Source organism: Cryobacterium inferilacus (assembly GCF_019599185.1).
GTDB classification, from domain to species: Bacteria; Actinomycetota; Actinomycetes; order Actinomycetales; family Microbacteriaceae; genus Cryobacterium; species Cryobacterium inferilacus.
The window spans coordinates 24,343-45,085 of the sequence record NZ_JAIEUL010000024.1 but is presented as its reverse complement, the minus strand read 5'-3'; the positions used below and the strand labels follow the sequence as shown (position 1 = coordinate 45,085).

Here is a 20,743-nt window from a genome sequence, read left to right as displayed (position 1 = left end):
TTGGCCGCAGCACGACTCCACTCAGTACGGCCGGGATCTTCGAAGAATTCCTCGAGCCTGTCAGCATCGCATTGCGTGACCGTCCCGACCCGCTGGATTAGAGCACGAAGGTATGCAGTCTGCCTTCCGAGCGTCACCATTGACACGGTCCCAGTGATGTTGGCCGGCGGCGGCACGGAAGGTGGGTCTTCAACGGTTCGTGGCGCTACCGTGTTTGCAGGCCGTGTGGGCAGCTCAAAGTTGGTTGCTATCGAATGTGCTGGCTGAAGAGGAGCCAGACGAGACTCAGTCGCGGGGGTGGGTCTCGGTGCCCGCTGTGAACGAGCGCGTGGCTTCTCGATCAGGCTGCCAATGGCGTACACGATGCCGACACCGATCCACCACACGATGGCAGCGCCGATCAGACCAGCGATGACCTCCACGGTCGCCCCCCGCTCGCGACGGAGCCGACAACGGGGCCGCGGCTCATACCAGCAGGCTTCAAATGCACCCAATCCCCCATGTCCCGAAGCATACGACAGGCAGGACGCTCCGGCGGCGCAACATCCGGCAACAGCAGGTCCGAAACCCGGCAGTCTGAACGAGCGGCACAGGCCTGACTACCGTTCGGTTTGCGCCAGTTGATGTTCATTGCCCGATGTGGCTCGGGCTGGGGGCACCCCGCCCAGCGCCGCCGTGGTCGGTCGGGCACTGGGCAAGGCACCTGGTGGCGCCGGCCGCTACTTGCCGGTCGGGCGGCGCGTGTGACGGAGCCGGGCACCGTCTCCGAGCGGCCCCGCGTGCTGTGAACGCTTTGAGCAGTCACCTACGCCACCCGTTCTTCGCTGTACCGCGGCGCCATGGACTCCATCTGCTCCATGACGAGCTTGATCGCCCCAGGCTGACGGTCCGGCGGATAGCCGTGCTTCACGAGCAACCGTTTGATCGAGGAACGCAGCTTGGCACGGACGTCGTCGCGTACGGTCCAGTCGGTGCGCACGTCCCGGCGCATCACGGCCACCAACTCCCGCGCGATCTCGGCCAGCACTCCCTCGCCCTGCACTTCCACGGCCGACTCGTTCTGTGCCACCGCGTCATAGAAGGCCAGCTCGTCGTGGTTGAGCGGTGGTGCAAACCCGGCGCCGCGGTTCGCCTCCGCGGCGACTTCCTGAGCCAAGGCCACTAGCTCGGCGATCACCTCAGCGGAGGTGAGCTGCTGGTTCGTGTACTTGTTCATCACCTCGGAGATCCGGTCCGAGAACGCACGCTGCCGCACAAGGTTGTTCTGAGTTGAACGGGCAGACTCTTCGGTCAGCAGCTTGCGCAGCGCTTCGATCGCGAGCTGCGGGTTTCGGGCCTGCTGCGTCTTGGCGATGAACGCCGGGCTGAGATCGTCGAGCGTCGGCTTGGGCATGCCGGCGGCCTCGTAGATGTCCAGAACTCCCCCGGTGGCCATGGCGGATTCGACCAGCACATTGAGCAGCCGCTGGATGTCCTCCGGCACCGGCTCGCCACGCGCCTGCCGGTCGGCGGCGTCATACTTCGCCATCCACACCCGCACCTCTTCGTACAGCTGGATTTCCGGCCTGCGCTCCTCCAGATCTCGCGACCCGGCACCCGAGCACAACGCCCACGCCCGGGACAACTGCCCCGAGTAGCGGCGGTACGCGGCGGCCAATGTCTCGGCGCCCTCTTCCACCTGGTTGCCCGGTGTCGCAACATCCCGCAGGTAGTTGACCGACCCCGTCACCGCGTTGAGGTAACGCTTGGGTCCGGGCTTGGCGAGGTCGGCTCTCCAGTCGTAGCCCGCGAGCATCCCGCGCAGCGTGTCGACGAGGGTGAGCGTGAGTGTGATGGCGTCGTCGACGTCACGCCCGACCGGCTTCTGGTCCTGGTCGGTCTTGGAGTATTCGCGCAGCGCCTTGGCGAGGTTGTCGGCGAGCGGCGCGTACGCCACCAGCAGTCCGTCCTCTTTGCCGCGGAAGGTGCGGTTCACCCGCGCGAGCGTCTGCATGAGCAGCGCGCCCTTGAGCGGCCGGTCCAGGTAGAGCGTGTGCAGCGGGGGCGAGTCGTAGCCGGTGAGCATCATGTCTTTCACGATCACCAATTGCAGCTCATCGTCCACGTCCTTGAGCCGACCCTTGATTACCGCGTTGGCGGAGTCCCGGCGCACGTGGTCGATGACCGGCGGCTTGTCGGATGCCGTGCCGGAGTAGACGACCTTGATGACACCCTTGTCGAGGTCGTTGGAGTGCCAGTTCGGTCGCAGCGCCACGATCGCCGAGTAGAGGTTTGCGCAGATCTCGCGGGTGCCGCCCACGATCATGGCCTTGCCGGGGGTCTCGATGAACTTCTCCATCTGACCGCTGCGGTTCTCCCAGTGCGTCACGATGTCCAGCGCCAGCGCTGCCAGCCGTTCCGGTGCACCATAGACGGCGTTGACTACCGCGACGGAAGCTTCGATCCGCGCCCGCTCGGTGTCGTCCAGGCCCGCTGTGGCTTCGTCCGCCGCCTCGTCGAGGGTGTCGTCCGTCACGTCCGCCGCGAGGCTCACCTTGATCAGGCGGGGCTCGAAGTAGACCGGCACGGTGGCGCCGTCGTCGACGGCGCGGGAGAGGTCGTAGATGTCGATGTACTCGCCGAACACGTCGCGGGTGTTGCGGTCGTCGAACGAGATGGGAGTGCCGGTGAACGCGATCAGGGTGGCGTGCGGCAGGGCGTCGCGAAGGTGCCGGGCGTAGCCGTCGAGGTCGTCGTAGTGGCTGCGGTGCGCCTCGTCGACGGCCACGATGATGTTGCGCCGGTCCGAGAGCAGCGGATGCTCCGCGCCGGCGTCCTTCTCGGCCTCGCTGCGGCCGAACTTCTGCAGAGTGGTGAAGTAGATGCCACCGGTCGTGCGGTTGCTGAGCTCGTCGCGCAGCTCGCTGCGCCGCTTGATCTGCTTAGGCTTCTCCGGCAGCAGCAGGCTCGCCGCGAACGTCTCGTAGAGCTGTCCGTCGAGTTCGTTGCGGTCGGTGATCACCACAACGGTGGGGTTCTTCAGCTTCGGGTGCCGCGACACCAGGTTGGTGTACAGCTCCATCTCCATCGACTTGCCCGACCCCTGGGTGTGCCAGACCACCCCGGCCTTACCGTTGCTTTCCACCGCCTGCACGGTGCTGCCCACGGCCTTGGTGACGGCGAAGTACTGGTGCGGTTTGGCGATGCGTTTTACGAGACCCTCGGCGCCCTCGTCAAAGGCAGTGAAGGAGCGCAGCAGCTGCAGGAACCGTTCCTGGTTATACAGACCGAGGAGCGCGATCTCCATACCGGTGGTCGCGTCCCAGTCGTTCGTGTCGCCGGGCTTCACCGGGGTGCCGTCGTCGTCGACGTTCCACGGTGAGAAGTGGTTGAGCGGCGTGAACGGGGTGCCGTACTTGGCGAGGATCCCGTCGCTGGCTAGTGTGAACACGCAGAACCGGAACGCCATAGGGAACTCGCGCAGGTACGTCTGCAGCTGGGCGTGCGCCGCGGCGACATCCGCCGCCTCATCTCCGGCCTTCTTAAGCTCCACGATGCTCACCGGCATGCCGTTGCAGTAGAGCACGAGGTCGAAGCGCCGCTTGTGGTCGCCGCGGATGAGCGTGACCTGGTTCACCGCGAGCCAGTCGTTCTCCGACGGTTCGGCGCTAACCAGACGGATGCTCGGATTTACCTCGCTGCCGTCGTCACCGATGTAGCTGAGCCGAAACCCGTCGATCAGGTAGTCGTGGATGCGATGATTCTCGGTGATCGCGTCCTGCGACTTGGGCGAGGCTATCTCGGCGAGCGCCTGCTGCAGGTACTCCCCCGGAACCGTCGGGTTCAGCAGCCGCAGCGCCTCGAGCAGCCGCGGACGGATGAGCAGCTCATCCCAGCTGTCGCGCTCCCCGCTGCCCGGGGCGATCTGCTCGCCCGCCTTCGGTTGCCAGCCCAACGGTTCACTGAGCAGATCACGCGCGACCTGCTCCCACTCAGCCTCCGAGAATCCCGCCATCAGAGCACCCCCTCAAGTACTTTCTCTGCATCCCTCACCCGAAGCTTGCCAGACATGAGCTGCGGCAGGAGCGCGTCGCGGGTGGCGGCGAGCGTTCGGTTCTCCTCCAACAGAGACTTCATGAGCTCAAAAGCACCCGTCGCCCTTTCTCCGAAATCGGCCAGCCAATCGGAGTCCGGCGAGGGAAGGAGATAGCCAGCAAGATCATTGGCTGAGACACGCTGACGACCAGACGTGCCGAACATGTGTCTGATCGCGAAGTCACGGAAGTCCGAGTCCACCGCAACAAAATAGGACAGTGGCTGAGGGACTCCAACGCGGGAACGCAGCACGATAAACTCGGTCGACCCAATTCCTACCTGTTTGTCGTTCAAGAAATCGACGTATCCGGTCTTCCGATTCTGGAGGCAGGGCGTGATCCGGGCGAGTAGCGTGTCGCCGTTTGAAAATCGAGCACCGCCTTTCGCTTCCCGGTGTTCCCAACTTGCGATGCCGCTTCCTGACTCAGGCAACTTCTTCATGTCCACGTATGGAGGCTCCGCCTCTGACGGTCGGGGTGTAGAAGGGTTGAGCTCAAAAATGTCGGACATTGCAGTGGTGGCGGGGCTGCCTGTCGCGAGCCACCTTGTCCGCGTCTCAAGCTCAAGTAGCTGGATGATCGAACTTGCGAGCTTCGCGTTGGCGGCAATCTTTTCATCGAGAGCCCCGAGTACCTCCGCGATCGCAATCTGGGTTCCCAGCGCTGGAATCGTTATGGCCATTGAGTCCATGGCAGATCGGGTGAGTTTCGGTTGAGTCGACCCAGTCAGATAACCGCCGATGTCTGTCACTGATAAGAGATGACAGAGGAATCGGGTGTCCGCGCGCTCGTTGCCTTCAACAACATGCGCATGATTGTTTACCCAGACTTTGCCGCTAGCAAGGAACGCAATCGGCGTTGATCTACTGCGAAGGTTCTCTCCATCCTCTGCAATGAGGAGGAAGTCTCCGTCAAGAATGAAATCCTCGACGTGATCGATTACCCCGGAGGCTCCGTAGTACGGATAGGGGCCCGCGACACGCTCTGTTGTTCTTACCGGCCGACGCTTTGAGTCAAAGTTGTTGGTCACACTCCCGAGCGTGACTTTCCGCCATTCAGACATGAACCCTCCGCAACTGCTCACGAACAACCGCAGCCAGGCGCTCTGACTCGTCGAACTGCGCGAAGAGCTCGCTGCTGAGCCGCGTGATCCTCTCCTCGATTAGTTCGCCGTCATCCTGAACTTCAGCGGCACCGACATAGCGCCCTGGGGTGAGCGCATATTCCACTGCCCTGATCGCGGCTAGAGATGCGGAATAGGAGAAACCCGGCTCATCCATGTAAGCGAGTGCAGCATCCGCCGCCGACGCCGTGCCCCGCCATGCGTGGTACGTGCCGGCGATCTTGGCGATGTCTTCATCGGAAAGCGCGCGTTCGGCACGGTCGACCATGTGGCCAAGGTTGCGAGCGTCGATGAAGAGCACCTGGCCGGTGCGGTCGATGCTGCCGTGCTCGCCGGAAGTCTTGTCCTTGGCGAAGAACCAGGTACAGACTGGGATGCCGGTGCTGCGGAATAGCTGGGTGGGCAGCGCGATCATGCAGGAGACAAGGTCCGCCTCGACGAGTTGGGCCCGGATCTCGCCTTCGCCGCCGGAGTTCGACGACATCGACCCGTTGGCCATAACGACGCCGGCGCTGCCGCCGGGGGCGAGTTTGGAGATGATGTGCTGCATCCAGGCGTAGTTGGCGTTGCCGGCCGGGGGCACCCCGTACTTCCAGCGCGGGTCGCCCTCGTTGCGAGCCCAGTCCTTGATGTTGAAGGGCGGGTTGGCCATGATGAAGTCGGCCTGCAGGTCGGGGTGCTGGTCGCGGGCGAAGGTGTCGCCCCAGCGGCTGGCGAGGTTGCCGTTGAGCCCGTGGATGGCGAGGTTCATCTTGGCCATACGCCATGTGCGCTCGTTCAGCTCCTGACCGTAGACGGAGATGTTCGAACCTTCCTTATTGTGCGACTCGAGGAACTTCTCGGTCTGCACGAACATGCCGCCCGACCCGCAGCACGGGTCGTAAACGCGGCCGTGGGAGGGTTCGAGCACCTCGACGAGCACCCGCACCACGCCGGCGGGTGTGTAGAACTCGCCGCCGCGCTTGCCCTCGGCGTGCGCGAACTTCTCGAGGAAGTACTCGTACACCTCGCCCAGGATGTCGCGCGCCTTGGTGGCGCCGTGGCCGGTGAAGCGGGCCGAGTTGAGCAGGTCGAGCAGCTCGCCGAGGCGGCGCTGATCGACGTTGTCGCGATTGTAGATGCGCGGCAGCGATCCGGCGAGGGCGGTGTTGTCGGCGGAGATCAGGTCCATCGCCTCGTCGATGAGCAGGCCGATCGACTTGGGCGCCTCCCCCGCCACGGCCGGCAGGCCCTTAGCGTTCTCGGCGAGGTAGGTCCAGCGGGCGCGGGCGGCCACCCAGAACACGCCGCGGCCGGTGTACTCGTCGACGTCGTCGATGAGCTGGCCGATCTGGTCCTCGTTGAGACCATCGGCGTCGAGCTCGGTGCGAATCTGTTCTCGGCGCTCGTCGAAGGCATCCGACACGTACTTGAGAAAGACCAGGCCGAGGATGACGTCTTTGTACTGGGAGGCATCCATCGAGCCGCGGAGCTTGTCGGCGGCCTTCCAGAGGGTGTCCTTGAGTTCTTTCATGGTCGACGGCAGTGCGGCGGCCTTGGTCTTCGGTGGCACTAGGAGGTTCCTTCCGGTGGAGCGAGTGAGTCTGAGCCAAGTGAGTCTGGGGCGGACGGGCCAGGGGCTGCCGCGAGTGTGAGGGTGCCGGCGGTGACGCCGGTCATAAGCAGGGCGGTGAGTTCCTCGAGCTGGGCGAGGCGCTGCTTCGTCTGGTGCTGTTCCGAGCGTACCGAGGCGAGAGCGTTGGCCAGCGCGCCGCGCTGGTCTGGGCTGGCCTGGCGCAGCGGCCAACGCTGCCAGCGTTTGTCGCGTGGGTCTCGGGAGTTGATGTCGGCTGCGGTCACTGCAGCGACCAGCCCGCCGGATTCGGCAACGTTGATGCGCAGGATGCGGGCGGGGAACACCACCACCGAGGTTCCCTCGTCGTCGACTGCGGCTGCTGGTCGCGGTGAGGTGCAGAAGATGACGTCACCGGGTTCGGTTACTCGGCCGGCCGGGTAGGCCGCAGCGAACTTCAGCCGGTCGATGCGGCGACCACCGAGCGGCGCCTGACCGAGCAGTTCGACGGGCCCGATCACGCGGATGCTGGTGGCCGACCGGCCGGTGGGCTCGAGGTCGATGTCGTCGGCTTCGAGGCGATTGCCGGGGATGTACCGAACATGGCCGTGTGCCAGCAGCTGGGCGACCGTGGCTGCCGCAGTTGCGCCTGCAGGTTCGTCAGCGGGTGGCACGGGATGGATGACGAGGCCAGCCAGCGCCGCCACGTCTGCCGGAGTATCCGTTGTGCTGTTTGTGCGGGCAGGCGCATCGCCTGCTAGAACCGTAAGTAGCTCATCGACGCGGAGGGCGACCTGCGCCGCTGAGGCTGCGGGTGCGGTGGTAGCTCGGACGCCGGCCACGAGGGAATCACGGCTTGCCAGTAGCGTGCGGGTGTGAACGAGCCTGGCGTACCGGAAGGCGTGGGCGCGCACGCTGGAACGGTCACCGAGGGAAGCGACGAGGTCGCTCACCAGGTCGTCAATGGCGGCGGGAGTCAGCGGGATCTCTGTGAGGTCGGCGACGAGGGTCCAGCGTTCCGCGAGGCTGACCTGGGCGTGAGCGGCACCGAGTACCCACAGTGCTTGGGGCTGGAGCGGCTTGTGCACGAGCAGGCCAGCGGGGAGGCGAACGACCGCGCGCACCCGACCGGAGCGGATCAGGGCGGAACGAGCCTCGTCGACCTCGCGGGTCAGGCCGGTGTCGCTGAGCACCCCGGCCGGGGCGATGACGACGGCGAGTTGTTCGTCGGTCATTTGCAGCACGATCTGGTCGATGGCTGAAAGCATCTCGACCGGGGGCATCGCCGCAGAGTGCGAGGGCGGTAATTGCGCCGCAAGCAGGGCGGCACCCTGAACGGCGAAGGCGCCGGACTGCTGCACCGCCAGAGCCTCGCGGGTGATACCGTGCACGAATAGGCGGCGGCGCAGCAGCCGGGAGGCATAGGAGTTGTCGTCGGGCGTGGCCACGGTCATGTCGCCGCGGGCGCTCTCAAAATGGTGAATGGCGAGGATCACGTCGCTCGCGCTACCCGTGGAGTCGACAATGACAGAGTCGGCCGGTTGACCGGCTCGTAGCGCGGTCGCGACTTCGGCCATCAGAGTCAGCGCGGTGTCGCCCAGGGCCGTGTCGCCGAGGGAGCGCAGGTCTAGTCGGAACCGGTCGGCCATCATCCGCTCGAATGCCGGCCCCTCGCCGAAGGCTGCCTCGACGAGGACGTCGACGTAGGTAGCAAGGTCGGTAAGGTCGCTGCCTGCGGCCTCGAGCTCGGCATAGAGGAATGCGTCATCGGGGTCGTGTTCGTCGGCGAGGTCGAGGAGATCGGCGGCCGACATGGCAACGAACGGGCGCCCGGACGATGTGCGCAGGGCGAGCAGGGCGGTCACCGCGCTGAAGGTGCTCTCATCGTTGGCCGACGCGTAGTTGAGAGATGCATGTGCGGCGGCATCCGCAAAGGCATCGGGATTGTTGCCGCGACGGGTATTGGTGAGCCACGTCGCCACCTCACCGGCGTTGAAGACGTCCTGCCCACCTCTCCGGGCGACAGGCTGTGGAAACGGGCTGTCCGTGTGCGCGGACCGTGAACGCCAGACCGAGACAACCGGTCGCTGCACACGGGCGAGATCGGCGATGTCAGACATCGTCATCAGCAGGGTCTGCTCGGTCATCGTCACGCGGCACCCCCCTACTTGTTGTGTGCACTCAGACTAGGGCAACTCCGGAATTTGAAGCTAAATCAAGTGATAACCCGGCTTATCACTTGAATGTTGGCGCGCAAGCCAAGGTCAGCCCTAGCTTGTCCCTGCACCCGATTCACCCGAATGAGCGGATGCCGGCGGGCGGCGCACACCTGGGGGAACAGTCGTGCACCGCCCGCCACTCTCACACACCGTTCCGTAAGTTCTTCGACGAATAGGACCACGCACCATGACCATCGACGAATCCGCTGCTTCTCACGCAGAGATGGAGGCAGGACCCACGAACGCAACCGTGAATCCCTACGCCGGGACCACGCCTTCTCCCAAGCCGGCGCCCACCGTCAGCCGCCGAGAGCTTACGTTCGGCGCGGCCGGCATTGCCCTCGGGCTCATTGCAGGCGTCGCGGGGTCGCTTTTGATCGGCTCGCTGACCAGCGGAATCGCATCGCTGGCACCCAACGACGCGATAGCCGAGGCTGCGTCGACCTGCGACGTCGAGGCGAACGCTTGGATCGTCGTCGGTGATGAGGGCCAGAGTATTTCGATGCAGAGCAAAGGCGCGGAATCATCCGGCGCCGACTACGCCGACGTCCTCTGCGTTCTGGACGCGCTTGATGTTCCTGACAGCGTCCTGAGTCGAATCGACGCCACCCGAGCGCTCGACGGCCGCCAAGAAGGAGCGTGGAACGACCTCTCGGCCTCCTGGGGGTACCACCCCGATAACGGCCTCGACATTGTCATCGACGCATCCGTCAAATAGCTCTCGGCCCGCCAGCACCACACCAGTCCCTTTGCACGCTCAGAACTCTTAGAACAGGAATACGCACCATGACCGACAACTCTCAGACTCAGCGCCCGACCGGCGTCCCGATCGGCCAGCAGGAACAATCCGTGCCATTCACGGTCCCGCAGCCCCCGCACAAGCCGGGCGCATCATACGCACCTTCACTCCCCTCTGAGAAGTCATTCCTCGCCACCTGGCTCTTCGCCTGGCTTCTGGGATTCTTCGCGGTGGACCGGTTCTACCTGGGCAAGGTCGGCACAGGCCTGATCAAGTTGTTCACCTTCTCGGGTCTCGGCGTGTGGTGGCTCGTCGACATCGTCCTCGTTCTCACGGGGGCGCAGCGCGACAAGCAGGGTCGCACACTCGCCGGATTCGACAAGCACAAGAAGGTCGCTTGGATCGTCACCGCGGCGTGGCTCGTGCTTGCCGTAATCGTTTCGAGCGTGTCCGGTGCGACCAACTCAGGCACCCCCACCGCAACCGTCAGCAGCGTCGACGAGGCCACGGATGACCCCGCGGCTGCCGACGACGTGGCTGCCGTCGAGCCGGTAGCCGTGGAGCCCGCACAGGTTGCCATCCCCGACGTCACCGGCCTGACCGCGTCGGCAGCCATCGCCAACCTCCGCGCCGCAGGGTTTGAAACAGCGGGTGCCGAAGACCCCGACGCAACCGTCACCGCCACGACCCCGGCGACAGGAGGAACCGCCCCAGAGGGCAGCACAGTCGCCCTCACCGTCGAGGTAAAGCCGTCGCTCTCCCTTCCACAGCAGAACGCAATCGGCAAGGCCGAGTCCTACCTCGAATACCAGGCGTTCTCACGCTCGGGGCTCATTGCTCAGCTCGAGTTCGAGGGTTACAGCACGGAAGACGCCACCTTCGGGACCGATCACATCGCCGCGGATTGGAGCGCGCAGGCCGGAGCGAAAGCAAAGTCCTACCTCGAATACCAGTCGTTCTCCCGTGATGGCCTCTACGACCAGCTGATCTTCGAGGGCTTCTCAGACGCCGAGGCAAACGCCGGCCTCGCTGCCGTCGGGTACTGATCGCTGGTTAGCGAAACGCGGAAAGCCGCGAAACAAGAGCTCGCTCCTGGGATTCCTCAGGAGCGTTTTCTTTTTGCTTCTTCCTGGCCGAAAGTGGCCGCCAGTGTGGCTGTTGACTCGGCGAGCATCTGAGGGGTTCGCGGGCGAATCTACCGTGCACTGGCCTTTTTGCTTGGAGGTCTGATAACTTCAACTCGACCGCTGAGCATCGACGCCCAGCGCAGTCTGGCCATTGCAGTGCAGGCCCCAACCCCATCCAGGAAGGGATTGCACTGCTGTGCCAACCATCAAATGTCTCAAGCGTCCATATTGCTCGCCCTGCATCGCAGCCAAAGCGCTGAAAGCAGTTCGATCCCGGGGAGGCGTATCGCTCCCCATGGGGATTCACCCGTGCTCCAGCTGCCACGCTTGGCATATCACCTCCAAACGATCCAGCGGCCGTCCGAAGTCGTGGGACCAGATTGTTCTTGAGTCTGCCGAGCGGCATTGATCGAGCCCGCCGAGCGGCATTGATCGAGCCCGCCGAGCTCGTAGGCCGGGTCCTGCTGGCCACAGCACCAGCCAGCCGGTGTCGCTAGCGGCCGCTGTCGAGCCGTTCACAGGCTCGATACTGTCGTTCGCTTACTCTTTGGCGGAGCGGTCGGCGCAGGACACCCTGCCGACGGCATCTGCCGGACTCACAGTCCGAAAGTCCTCGGTGTTCTCGGTGTTAGTCCTCCGGAAAAAGCGTGGGGGCTGATTCATCCGCACGTGACTCCGCGACCCGCAATCGAATCAACTCCACTGTGGTCTCGGCGTCCCTCATCGCTTGAAGAATGGCCTCATGATTCCGCCAGTGTTTGTCCCATAGTTGCTCGCCGACAATAGACGCGAAATCGATGAAAGTGGGCGTCTCCCACGCTTCATAGGCTGAGAGGCGGTTCGCCCTCTCCTCTAACCCAGCAACACCACGCGTCTCCGGTGACAGTCGTGCCGAGCTGAACATCCATGTTCGCCATGGCTTATTGCCCTTGCTCTGATTGCACTTGCCGCAGGCCGGCACAAGGTTATGAATCTCTGAAATGTACCCCGTTGGCTGCTTACCAATTACGAGAGGACGTAGGTGGTCCCATTCTGAAGCGGGATCGCCACAGTACGAGCACACCACCGTGGCCTCCATGCCGAGAATTCGCAGCGCTTCGTCAATCTGCTCGAACGTTGGCGGCACGACCGGAATGATGCCGTTCACGAAAGAATTTGTGATGCTCGAGGACCGACCAGAAATGCGAACCGGCTTAGGCATGGCGAATCGGAACACTGCACGGTCGGTCATACGGACGATCCTAGGTGAGGGACCTCGCTCCGTCGTACAGTACCGGCCGGTCGCGCGGTGGGGGTGGGCAAGATCCCGGACGCTTGAATAGCGGCAAGCCCCAGCGCCGATCGCGCTCGACTCGTCGTCCACCGACTTCAGCTCCCAGCACTATTGCTGACCTTCGCGTCGCATATCGACGTGGCGCTCGCCACAGGGTCGGGGTAGTTACTGCGGTTCGCCCAAGGTGCGGCTATATGTACAGGGTGCGCTTGCGCTCAGTTCCGTCGCTATCAGCCCAGGTCAGCTCGATGGCGGTGACACTCGGGCTAATCAAGGACTTGTCGATAGTGAATGGAACCGACTCATTGGCCGCGAGAGTAACCGGGAGCTCGCCATGGTAGCTGGCCGCACCATCACCGCCGGGTGTCACATCCCGAAAACCGGTCAGGAGCGCTGTCGCGCCCGTGTGTGTCGAGTCGTTGCGGAGGCGGTACCGGCTTCTGGCCTCATGCCAAGCCGTCCAGCTCACGGGGCTCTGTCGAGGCGCAGCCGTCGTGGTTGCGCCGCTGCTTGGGCTTTGCGAACTCAGCATGCTCGTCGCGCTAGGCGGTGCCGCGGTCCCACCCACCGCATTAGCGGCGCTCTTCAGCGTCTCCACCCCGCCCTGCGTCTTGAGTGACTTGAGGAGGGCAATGGTACCGACGACTGCGGCGGCCATGCCGCCCACGCCGCCGAGCCACGCCGGGACTATCGCCCCCCAGATGTCAGGTGCGCTCATGTTGTCATATTAGTGCCCGGGCCGGGGCGCCCAATCTGACACCCGACCGCTCTGACTCAAAGGCGTCTTCTCGGTCCGCAAGCTGTCTAGCAGCCCCGAGCGCGGCGTGAGCGCGAGCGGCGTCGCGTCGCTGGGCCACCGTTTGCGGTGCGGGGCCGAGCACACTCGCGCCGACGACCGCGTAGCGGTCCCGGTACGCCGCCACCGTGCACGCCAGCTGTCTCCACCTGGGTGTCACCGGTCGATGTGGGAGTGCCCCGAGCTCCCGAGTCCATAAGGCTCCCGCGAGCAGTGCTTCCTGTAGGACTGCGCTCGCTCGGGCGTCGATCAGGGCGCCGCGCTCGTCAAGGGCCTGGCGCATCTCCGCGTTCATCGGCCCCGTTGCTTTCGGGATGAGCCCCACGACCAGTCGTGGCTTTTTGCGCGACCGACCCGCGCGGAAGCCGCGCGAAATCGCCGCGGCTACCCGGGAGTGAAGGACTGCCGTCACGTCCTGGGCGTCTTCCAACCCGCGTTCAGAAGCTGCGTGAGCGAGTAGGGTCTCGACGTCGAAATGGTGCGCTTCGGCGCGTCGGAGTTCTGCACTTAGGACCCCGAATGCAGGCGACTTGATGGTCTCCTCAGCCTCGATCGGTGAGAGCCCGCTACCGCGCACCAGTGCCGCCCATCTGTCGTGCTGCGCGGCCGCCGCGATGGTCTCGTACTCTGCCGCGAGTTGCGCCACAGAACCCCAGGCATCCTGCTGCGCCACGATCGTTTCGTGTGCGGACGGTTCGGCGCCGACGTGCTGCAGAACGCCGTAAAGGACGCTGCGAGCCGTCGCATCCTTGTCGTCGCCCAATCGCGGCCCGACGTGGGCAGCATCGGGGCGGTCGACGGCGACGAAGGCGGTGTTCCCTTCGCGGCCGCGCGTCATTGCCACATAGAGGTTCTCCCGTGTCATGCCAGCAGTTACGACGACGTGAGCGGTGTCGGTCGTGATGCCTTGCGCGCGGTGCGAGGTGACGGCGTAGCCGAGTTCGAGGTGGTGCTTGACGTAGTCCGCAGGAAGCAGCACCGCGCTCCCCCAGCGCCGACCGAGTCGACGGAGGTCGACCGAGCCATTCCGGTGGACCCCGGTGACGATCCACCGATCGCCGTTGCGCACCCAGGTTCGGGAGCTGCGCAGGCGCCGGTCGTTCCGTCGGGTGATCACTGTGTCGCCGACAGCCGCACGGTTTCCGTCGTGGAGGGAAGTTTCTCGGATCGGGTCGATGTGCCCCTCGAGGATGAGTTCGGTGCGGGCACGCGCGTTGAGCGCGGCGACCGTCTCGTTCGAATCGCTGATCAGGACAGTGGCCTTGCCCGCGAGGGTGTCCGCGTGCCACGCCGCGTAGGCGGCATCCGTGATCGACTCGATGTCACCGCCGCTCACTTTGGCGTGTGCGAAGTACTTGTCGATCGAGTCGGGGTCGCCTTGGCGCAGTCCGAGCGAGGCTGTCTTCTCCCACTCGTGTGTGAAGCGGTGCACGCCGACGAGCTCGGGGGCGTCCGCTCGGCTGTGGACCAGCATGGAGAATGCGCCACCAGCGTCTACGGAGTGGAGCTGCGCGTAGTCGCCGACCAGCAGTACCTTGGCACCAGCGCTCGCGGCAAGCCCGGTGATCCGGTCCAAGGATAGGGTGCCCGCCAAGGAGGCCTCGTCGACGATGACGAGCTGGCCGGCGTGGAAGGTCTCTCCGTGGTCGAGATGGTTCTGCCACCACTTCGCTAGGTTCTCGGTCGGGATACCGAGATCTTCTGCCAGTACTTGTGCGGCGGCGGCCGAAGGGGCGAGCCCCACCACTGAGCCCGGATGGTGCGCTGCCTCCCACGCGTGCCGGAGCGCGTTCATCGCGGTGGTCTTACCTGCGCCGGCCGGACCAACCAGGACATCGACGGCTCGCCCAGAGCCGGCGATTGAACTGAGCGCCGCGACCTGGTCGTCAGCAAGCACGACGCCACCCGGCTGCCGGGTAAGTGAGATTGCGCGAAGTGTGGTCGGGGCGATTCGGGGGCCGGTCGTGTTCGCGGCGCGCTCCAGCAGCCGAGCCTCTGCGTCGAGCAGTTCCGTCGAGGTGAAGACGGTGGTGTGCTTCGGCCGGAAGACGGATGTGCCGTCCGCTCGCTGGAACGAAGTAGGACTCGGCGCCAGCTCGGGTGGAGTGATCCGTAACGAGGCCCGCTCGGCGGCATCCACGACCAGGCCAATGACCGCTTCGCGATCAGACGCCGAGGCGAATCGCTGCTGCGCCAGCTGGCGTGCGGCCTCGGCGGCGAGATTCCAATGCCGCCAGGTCGCACGCTTCTCGCTCACCGCCATCATCACTCTCCACCCGATCTCATTGATCGCCTCCCCCGGCACCTCCTCGGCACGCAAGACGGGAGCCCTCGAGGGTGTGGCTGCCGTGGATGCCCACGTCGTCGCGTCCTCGCCGAGCACTCGCTCAGCTCGCTCGCGCCATGACGCGGTGAGCTCGGCAAGCGAGCGCACCTCTTTCGCGGGCCTCGTGGAGAGTGTCGCCTGGGCGCGGAGCTTCATGATGGTTACCGGGCCGGGCCGGCTGCCGTGCCGGTCCAGGTATGCGGCGATCAGCGCCTCGGTCGCGATCTCGATGTGCCGCGACCGCGACGAAAACTCTGCGACGAGCGCCTCCGGTATTGAACTGATCGACAAGGCGGGGTGGCGATCCCTCCCCCGCTCCCGCAACTCCCACCGCACGCCCAGTGATCGGGTCAAGGCGTCCGCGAACAAGGACTCGTGTAGTTCGGACAGGGCAACTACGGCAGAGTGCATTGGTCGGCCGTCGAGCGAGCGCCACTTGCCGTCGAGCACGGTTTGCACCTTGTTGCTGATCACCACGTGCGTGTGCAGGTGCGGGTCGCCGGCCCGGCTGTCGAAGTGGTCGAACGCCGTGGCGATCAGGCCCGTCACATCAACTTGCGCCACGGCTCCGTCGTATGCTGTGGTTCCCGTCCGCGTAGCTGCGACCTCGCGCTCCATGAATGCGACTACTTCCGAAACCGCCGCATGATGCGCCTGCACGATCCGCGCCTGCGTGGATGCGTCTGTCACGCCCCAGAGGATGCTCGCGGACTTCGGGATCGAGAACGTGAAGTCATACCCGGCGACCGCACGCCGCCGGGAACCAGTCTCCTGAGCGCTACCGGGCGGCATAGGATCAGCTGGCCTCTGGTAGTCGGGATAGGCGCGACCAAGTGGTGCCCCATCGACCGGGTCTCGCCCCAGCCCGATCAGTCTCTGTAGCTGGGGCTCCGTGACCTCAGCACCCTCAAGGATGCGACCCGAGCCGAGGCCCGAGAGACCGCTTCCCAGCCATAGACCCGGCGGCGTGCCCTTCGCACTGTAGTAACGGGTCAACGGCGTGGACAGCGACCGCTGCCCGTCACCGGCAGCGACAGTGCGCAGCAAATACTTGTAGCCGTCGCCGGCGCTCATCACCCGCATCGACACCGTCACCACGGCCTCCTCCGCTGTCACGTAGAAGGTGTGCCGCCTCGATCTGCAAGAGGCGTGGCATTAGGACGGGCAATAGGACTGCGCCATATCGGACCGCCTGTAATCGGGGCGCAACCTGATGCATCCTGGTCTTACTACGCGTCTCGATGCGCCGACGCAGTCATGCACTGCGTCGGTGGTCAAGCACGATGGAAGTGTGAGCTGAGCGTCTGACGCTTGTAAAACACAAGCTAAGGGATCAACCGGGCACACCGAACGAATCTCCCGAGAGATCAGCTATGGTCGCAAGGCTTCGGCCAAGGGCCAATCCTCTGGAACCAGCGCTGGTGGTTTTGCCCACGGCTGCTCGACCAACGCGGCCTGGAACCAATCGTCGCTGAGATTGGCGTGCTCGGTGACGATGAGCTGAAAGCCGGGATTCTCCTCCTGGACATATCTTGAGAACAATCTGAAAAGCCGTCGAACAGCGATCAGATCCGCATCAGATTCTGTTCGTTCTATCGAACCGTCAGCCTCTTTGTATTGCGTCTCCGAAGGGAAGTAGACCTGCGTCGGCTGATCAATGATCATGAAAGAGGGTATCGGGCGGTCATTCTTCGAGGCGTAGCGGTGAAGGGCGAACAGTGCCGCGACATGGTAGGCCAAGTGGTTTTCACCTCCGCCGCTCCGATCCATGAACACGGGGCGGCCGGGGCGGTCGACAACGACAGACAGCTTCTTGAGGTCGAGCCGCGCGGGTGTTCCGTGGAATTCGGCTTCTAGCTCGTCGACGTAGCGGGTCACGTCTAGAGAAATCACGTTCATGATTGAGGCGAGCGTTTCTTCGCGATCATCGCGACCGATCTGTTTTGTGAGCCTGTCTACGCGCTCCCGCAGTTTTCTATTTGCGTCCTCTGCCTCGATAATATCGCCGTCTGCGGCAAGATTCTCCAAGAAAAGACTCACCCGCCCGACAACGCGCGCGGATGCAATCGCTCGGTCGCGCACCTCCGCTAAGCGCGCGGTCGTTTCGACGATGGCAACGAGTTCCGCTTCCAGTTCCCCGATTTGCTCGACCACCCGGAGGGTTTGATTTTCGAGTTCCGCGAGATACGCGTCCAGTTTGGGGCGTTCCCCTACGACAGCCTCCATCTCCTGGTCAAGGGAGTGCAATTCTGCCAGTAGCACCTTAGATACTGTGTCCGCCATCCCAAGGTTTTCTTGGGCGAATGGCCACTGCCATTTACCCGTCTTCGGGTTCCTGGGAAAAGCCTTGATTGACGCCAATCGATCTCGCTGCTCACTGGCTTCGCTCTCGAAACTGCCCGCTTTGCTCGCATATCGTCGAGCAGAGTTCAACTGCTGTTGCAGCTCGCGCCGTTGAAGTCGCAACAGGCCAATGTCGTTTTCCAGCTCGGCGGAACGATCCCCGTCATCCTTGCGGAGCGACGAGTGTTCGGCGCTCCATCGTGCGAGCGTGCGTAAAGCTGCCGACACATCATGCTCGCCTGAAGAGGGATCGAGGATACCCACGGCCACTGCTTCGGAATGCAAGGTGATGGCCGTGAGGTTTGAACTCGACCGCAAGTCATGGATCGTGTCTAGCCGTTTCTGCGACAGCGCCAGGTCGCGCTTAGCGATCCTGAGCTGTGCTTCGAGGGCGTACCGATCTGCGGAATCTATGCCCAACAGGATCGGAAGTGTGTCTTGGATATTCTGCGGTATAAACGGCTCATTCTGGCGATAGAAGAGCTGGTCTTTGTTAGCAATGAGCCCTTGTTTTTGGAACAGATAGAACAGTGTGTGCTTAATGGTGGTCGCATAGCTTGCACGACTGTTCCCAACGGGCACGTCAGTGCGGTTCTCCGGGATCCCAACAAGTCGGGAAAGGAGTGACAGAACTGCGTCGTCGTCTGTATTGGCGTCTAGCTCGCCGAACGGTGGAGCACTAATGTGTTTGCCACGGCGGGACATTGCTGCACTTGAACTTTGTGCGCCACCGACTGGCGTGGGTTTTGCAATCAGGACCTCTTCGTCATCGAATTGGTAGATGACCCCGAACCACGCCACCTTGTCTGCGATGACTCCCTCGGGAACCTTGAACTCGGAATTTCCCATGCAGTACTCGATGATTTCAGACAGCGCAGATTTGCCTGTCGACGAGCGCCCGGTTATCACATTCAAACCGGCGGTGAAATTGAGGTCACGACGCCGGCCGTCGTGACTGTAGAGATGGATCGATTTGATCTTCATGGACGGATCCCTAGCGTGGTGTAAACGGTGGCTCTGTCGCCTATGTGGGCGAATTCTCTTCCTACGGTCCGTGCCACGCGTTGGCACGAACGAGACTCAGGAGTGCCGGTGATTGTGCCCCTCAGCGATTTCTCGATAGTCCGTATCGTCCCGTCATCCGAGACTGCGATGCACCCGTGCTGGGCAAGTAGCGCGAACGCTTCGTGGGTAAAGGGGAGAAGATCCCGCACTCGTGAATCGAATTCAACTCTAAGGTGAGGATTCGTCTCGATGGTGCTGAGGAGGTGAGTGCGGGGGTGCGCAGCAATGGTGCGGCGAGTCGCCATGTGCAAGCTAAGTGGCAGTACCAATAATGACAGCGAGTAGGGCATGCCCTTCGTGTCGATTTCCTCGAACCCCTTTAGGGCACGCTGCAGGACGACACCGCAAAAAGCTGGATTGAAGAGGTTTCGGATCTCGATCGGCCGATCTGCCCAAGTCCTCATACCGCCTCCGCCAGAATCCCGGTTACCCGGTCGAGAAAACGCGGGTGCCAATAAACCCTTGGAACTGGTTTGGTGTTGGCAAGGATGTGAAATCCGCCCCTGACGATAAACGGCTCCGTTACCCGTTCCCGGATCCGCAGGGCGGCAATGCTAGCGGTCTCCATCTCCGCCCATTGGTACAGGGCGCGCCCAGCCTTTATCATCGCCACGTTTGCGCTTTCGTCGTCGAGTTCTTCAACGAGCACATCACGGTACCTGCGCCACTCGTCCACGAGCCGGTCTTCGTAGCTCTCGATCTCGCCGGTAATCAGCACATTCTCACGCGCCCAGGCTGACCTTTGTGCGAATGCCCTGTAGTAGTCAAGAATCGCGCTTCTGATTCGCTCGGACTTCACACCGATCTCGCGAAGCTGAACGACGAACTGTCGGTCATCGCCGTCGGTATCGATCTCGTCGACCGGCATCGTTGCGGCGAAGTGAATCGGCAAGTTATCGAACTTATACTCATCGGCCAATGCTGCAAGCTTGTCGGAGACTTCGAATCCTGAAATGGCTTCCGTCCGAGCTCCCGTCAGAAGATCTACTGCCACGTTGTTCCACCAACCTTCCAGCCGCTCAAATACAGGCTGCCGGAAATCTCTTTGGATACTACGCATGTGAAGATCCATGATCCGTTGAGGAATGTCGCTTATTCGTGCAGTCGAATCAACGATTGTGACGCGGGAAAAGAAATCTTCTCGCTGCGATTGATCCAGCAACGCCAGCTGTTCGCGGACTTCCGTGGCAAGTTTCGTTGTCGACTTCGACAACGCTTCGGCTGCACTGTTTGCATTTTCGGAATGGTCCTGCGCGGTCCGCTGCGGCCTATTCACGAAGTTGAGCAAAAAAGACGTCGACGAAACAGCAGCCGTAGTGAAGATGAAGAAGGTGAGCTTCGCGTCCTGCCGTCCATCTCTGTTGTATCTCGAGAGCCAAATCCGAACGGACTTCCAGAAATCTGTCGAGAGATCTGTCAGTCGGTCGCCTTCGGCTTTATGTTTGAGCGAGGCGAGAGCTTTGGGCCCGTTCGCATCGATGAAGTCAATGTCATCGTCCTTCTCAATCAGAACTTCCGTTGATTCTGGTAATTCCAAGAGTCGGAGCAAAGCAAATCGAGGTTGGTAAATGTACCCAAGGCCCTGCTCGCCGGCCGAGTACTTGTCGCTCGCTAGACCGGTCAAAGCGTAAGTCCGCCCGTCCTCGAAATGAAGTCGAGAATGTACTCGTTCGCCATTCGTCCTCCTTCTCACGACTAGTGATGAACCCATTCGATCCATGACCGACTGGGTTGTCCCGGGAGGTGTTCTCGAAGCGATGAGTCATGTCGATAGTGCCATCTGTCAGAACTGACTCTACCGACGGTAGACTTCGCCGCCCGCCGCCACATCAGTGCACGGGACCCCCAATGAGGGGGAGTCCTAGGTGGGCGTCGAAATGGCGGTGCCCCTTACGACAGCTGACGGCAACGAGGGTTCTCGTCAGTGCCGCATTTTTCACGAGTCACCCGGCGCCAGGAAGTTCGTCCGCAACGCACCACGCAAGCACGGCAACAAGGAACAGTTCGCGAGTCTGGGTCGATCTTGGCATGACGATCGCGACCAGCGGCAAGCTGACGCCAATCACGCCCAGCTCGACCAAGAGACTCCTCAATGGCACGCAAGCCT

12 protein-coding genes are annotated in these 20,743 nt (G+C 63.1%); 2 read left to right on the top strand and 10 right to left on the bottom strand.

Features of this window, described 5'->3' with window-relative positions; genetic code table 11:
* Positions 1-805: 805 nt before the first annotated feature.
* From K2F54_RS16830 to K2F54_RS16815, 4 genes are read right to left on the bottom strand one after another with little or no spacing between them, the layout of a single operon-like run.
* Complete coding sequence (locus tag K2F54_RS16830; RefSeq protein ID WP_220607011.1) at positions 806-3,994, bottom strand: type I restriction endonuclease subunit R; 3,189 nt, start codon at positions 3,992-3,994, stop codon at positions 806-808.
* The gene (locus tag K2F54_RS16825) at positions 3,994-5,103 is read right to left on the bottom strand and encodes a restriction endonuclease subunit S (RefSeq protein ID WP_220607010.1); all 1,110 of its coding nucleotides are present in this window, start codon (positions 5,101-5,103) and stop codon (positions 3,994-3,996) included. The genes K2F54_RS16830 and K2F54_RS16825 overlap by 1 nt, the downstream gene beginning before the upstream one ends.
* 25 nt (positions 5,104-5,128) lie before the next feature.
* Positions 5,129-6,748 (bottom strand): class I SAM-dependent DNA methyltransferase, encoded by a 1,620-nt coding sequence (locus tag K2F54_RS16820; RefSeq protein WP_220607009.1) that lies wholly within the window; start codon positions 6,746-6,748, stop codon positions 5,129-5,131.
* Complete coding sequence (locus K2F54_RS16815) at positions 6,748-8,895, bottom strand: hypothetical protein (protein ID WP_220607008.1); 2,148 nt, start codon at positions 8,893-8,895, stop codon at positions 6,748-6,750. Before K2F54_RS16815 ends, K2F54_RS16820 begins: the two co-directional genes overlap by 1 nt.
* 259 nt (positions 8,896-9,154) lie before the next feature.
* On the opposite strand from K2F54_RS16815, the gene K2F54_RS16810 reads away from it, so the two are divergent.
* Complete coding sequence (locus K2F54_RS16810; RefSeq protein WP_220607007.1) at positions 9,155-9,685, top strand: hypothetical protein; 531 nt, start codon at positions 9,155-9,157, stop codon at positions 9,683-9,685.
* A gap of 68 nt (positions 9,686-9,753) precedes the next feature.
* The gene (locus K2F54_RS16805; RefSeq protein WP_220607006.1) at positions 9,754-10,752 is read left to right on the top strand and encodes an Ltp family lipoprotein; all 999 of its coding nucleotides are present in this window, start codon (positions 9,754-9,756) and stop codon (positions 10,750-10,752) included.
* A 709-nt stretch (positions 10,753-11,461) separates the two neighbouring features.
* Here the strand turns inward: K2F54_RS16805 and K2F54_RS16800 are convergent.
* The 6 genes from K2F54_RS16800 to K2F54_RS16775 all read right to left on the bottom strand — a co-directional run bounded on the left by K2F54_RS16800 (position 11,462) and on the right by K2F54_RS16775 (position 20,173).
* Positions 11,462-12,064, bottom strand: a complete 603-nt coding sequence (locus tag K2F54_RS16800) for an HNH endonuclease signature motif containing protein (protein ID WP_220607005.1) — start codon at positions 12,062-12,064, stop codon at positions 11,462-11,464.
* Between the two features lie 232 nt (positions 12,065-12,296).
* Complete coding sequence (locus tag K2F54_RS16795; protein ID WP_220607004.1) at positions 12,297-12,824, bottom strand: hypothetical protein; 528 nt, start codon at positions 12,822-12,824, stop codon at positions 12,297-12,299.
* Positions 12,825-12,828: 4 nt separating this feature from the next.
* The gene (mobF, locus tag K2F54_RS16790; RefSeq protein WP_220607019.1) at positions 12,829-16,311 is read right to left on the bottom strand and encodes a MobF family relaxase; all 3,483 of its coding nucleotides are present in this window, start codon (positions 16,309-16,311) and stop codon (positions 12,829-12,831) included.
* A 288-nt stretch (positions 16,312-16,599) separates the two neighbouring features.
* Positions 16,600-18,555, bottom strand: coding sequence for a DUF3732 domain-containing protein (locus K2F54_RS16785; protein WP_220607003.1), 1,956 nt, complete (start codon positions 18,553-18,555; stop codon positions 16,600-16,602).
* Entirely contained in the window at positions 18,552-19,040 is a 489-nt protein-coding gene (locus tag K2F54_RS19730) for a three component ABC system middle component (protein WP_220607002.1), read from the bottom strand. The genes K2F54_RS16785 and K2F54_RS19730 overlap by 4 nt, the downstream gene beginning before the upstream one ends.
* A complete protein-coding gene (locus K2F54_RS16775; protein WP_220607001.1) occupies positions 19,037-20,173 on the bottom strand; it encodes an ABC-three component system protein in 1,137 nt (378 codons plus the stop codon). Before K2F54_RS16775 ends, K2F54_RS19730 begins: the two co-directional genes overlap by 4 nt.
* Positions 20,174-20,743: the final 570 nt, after the last annotated feature.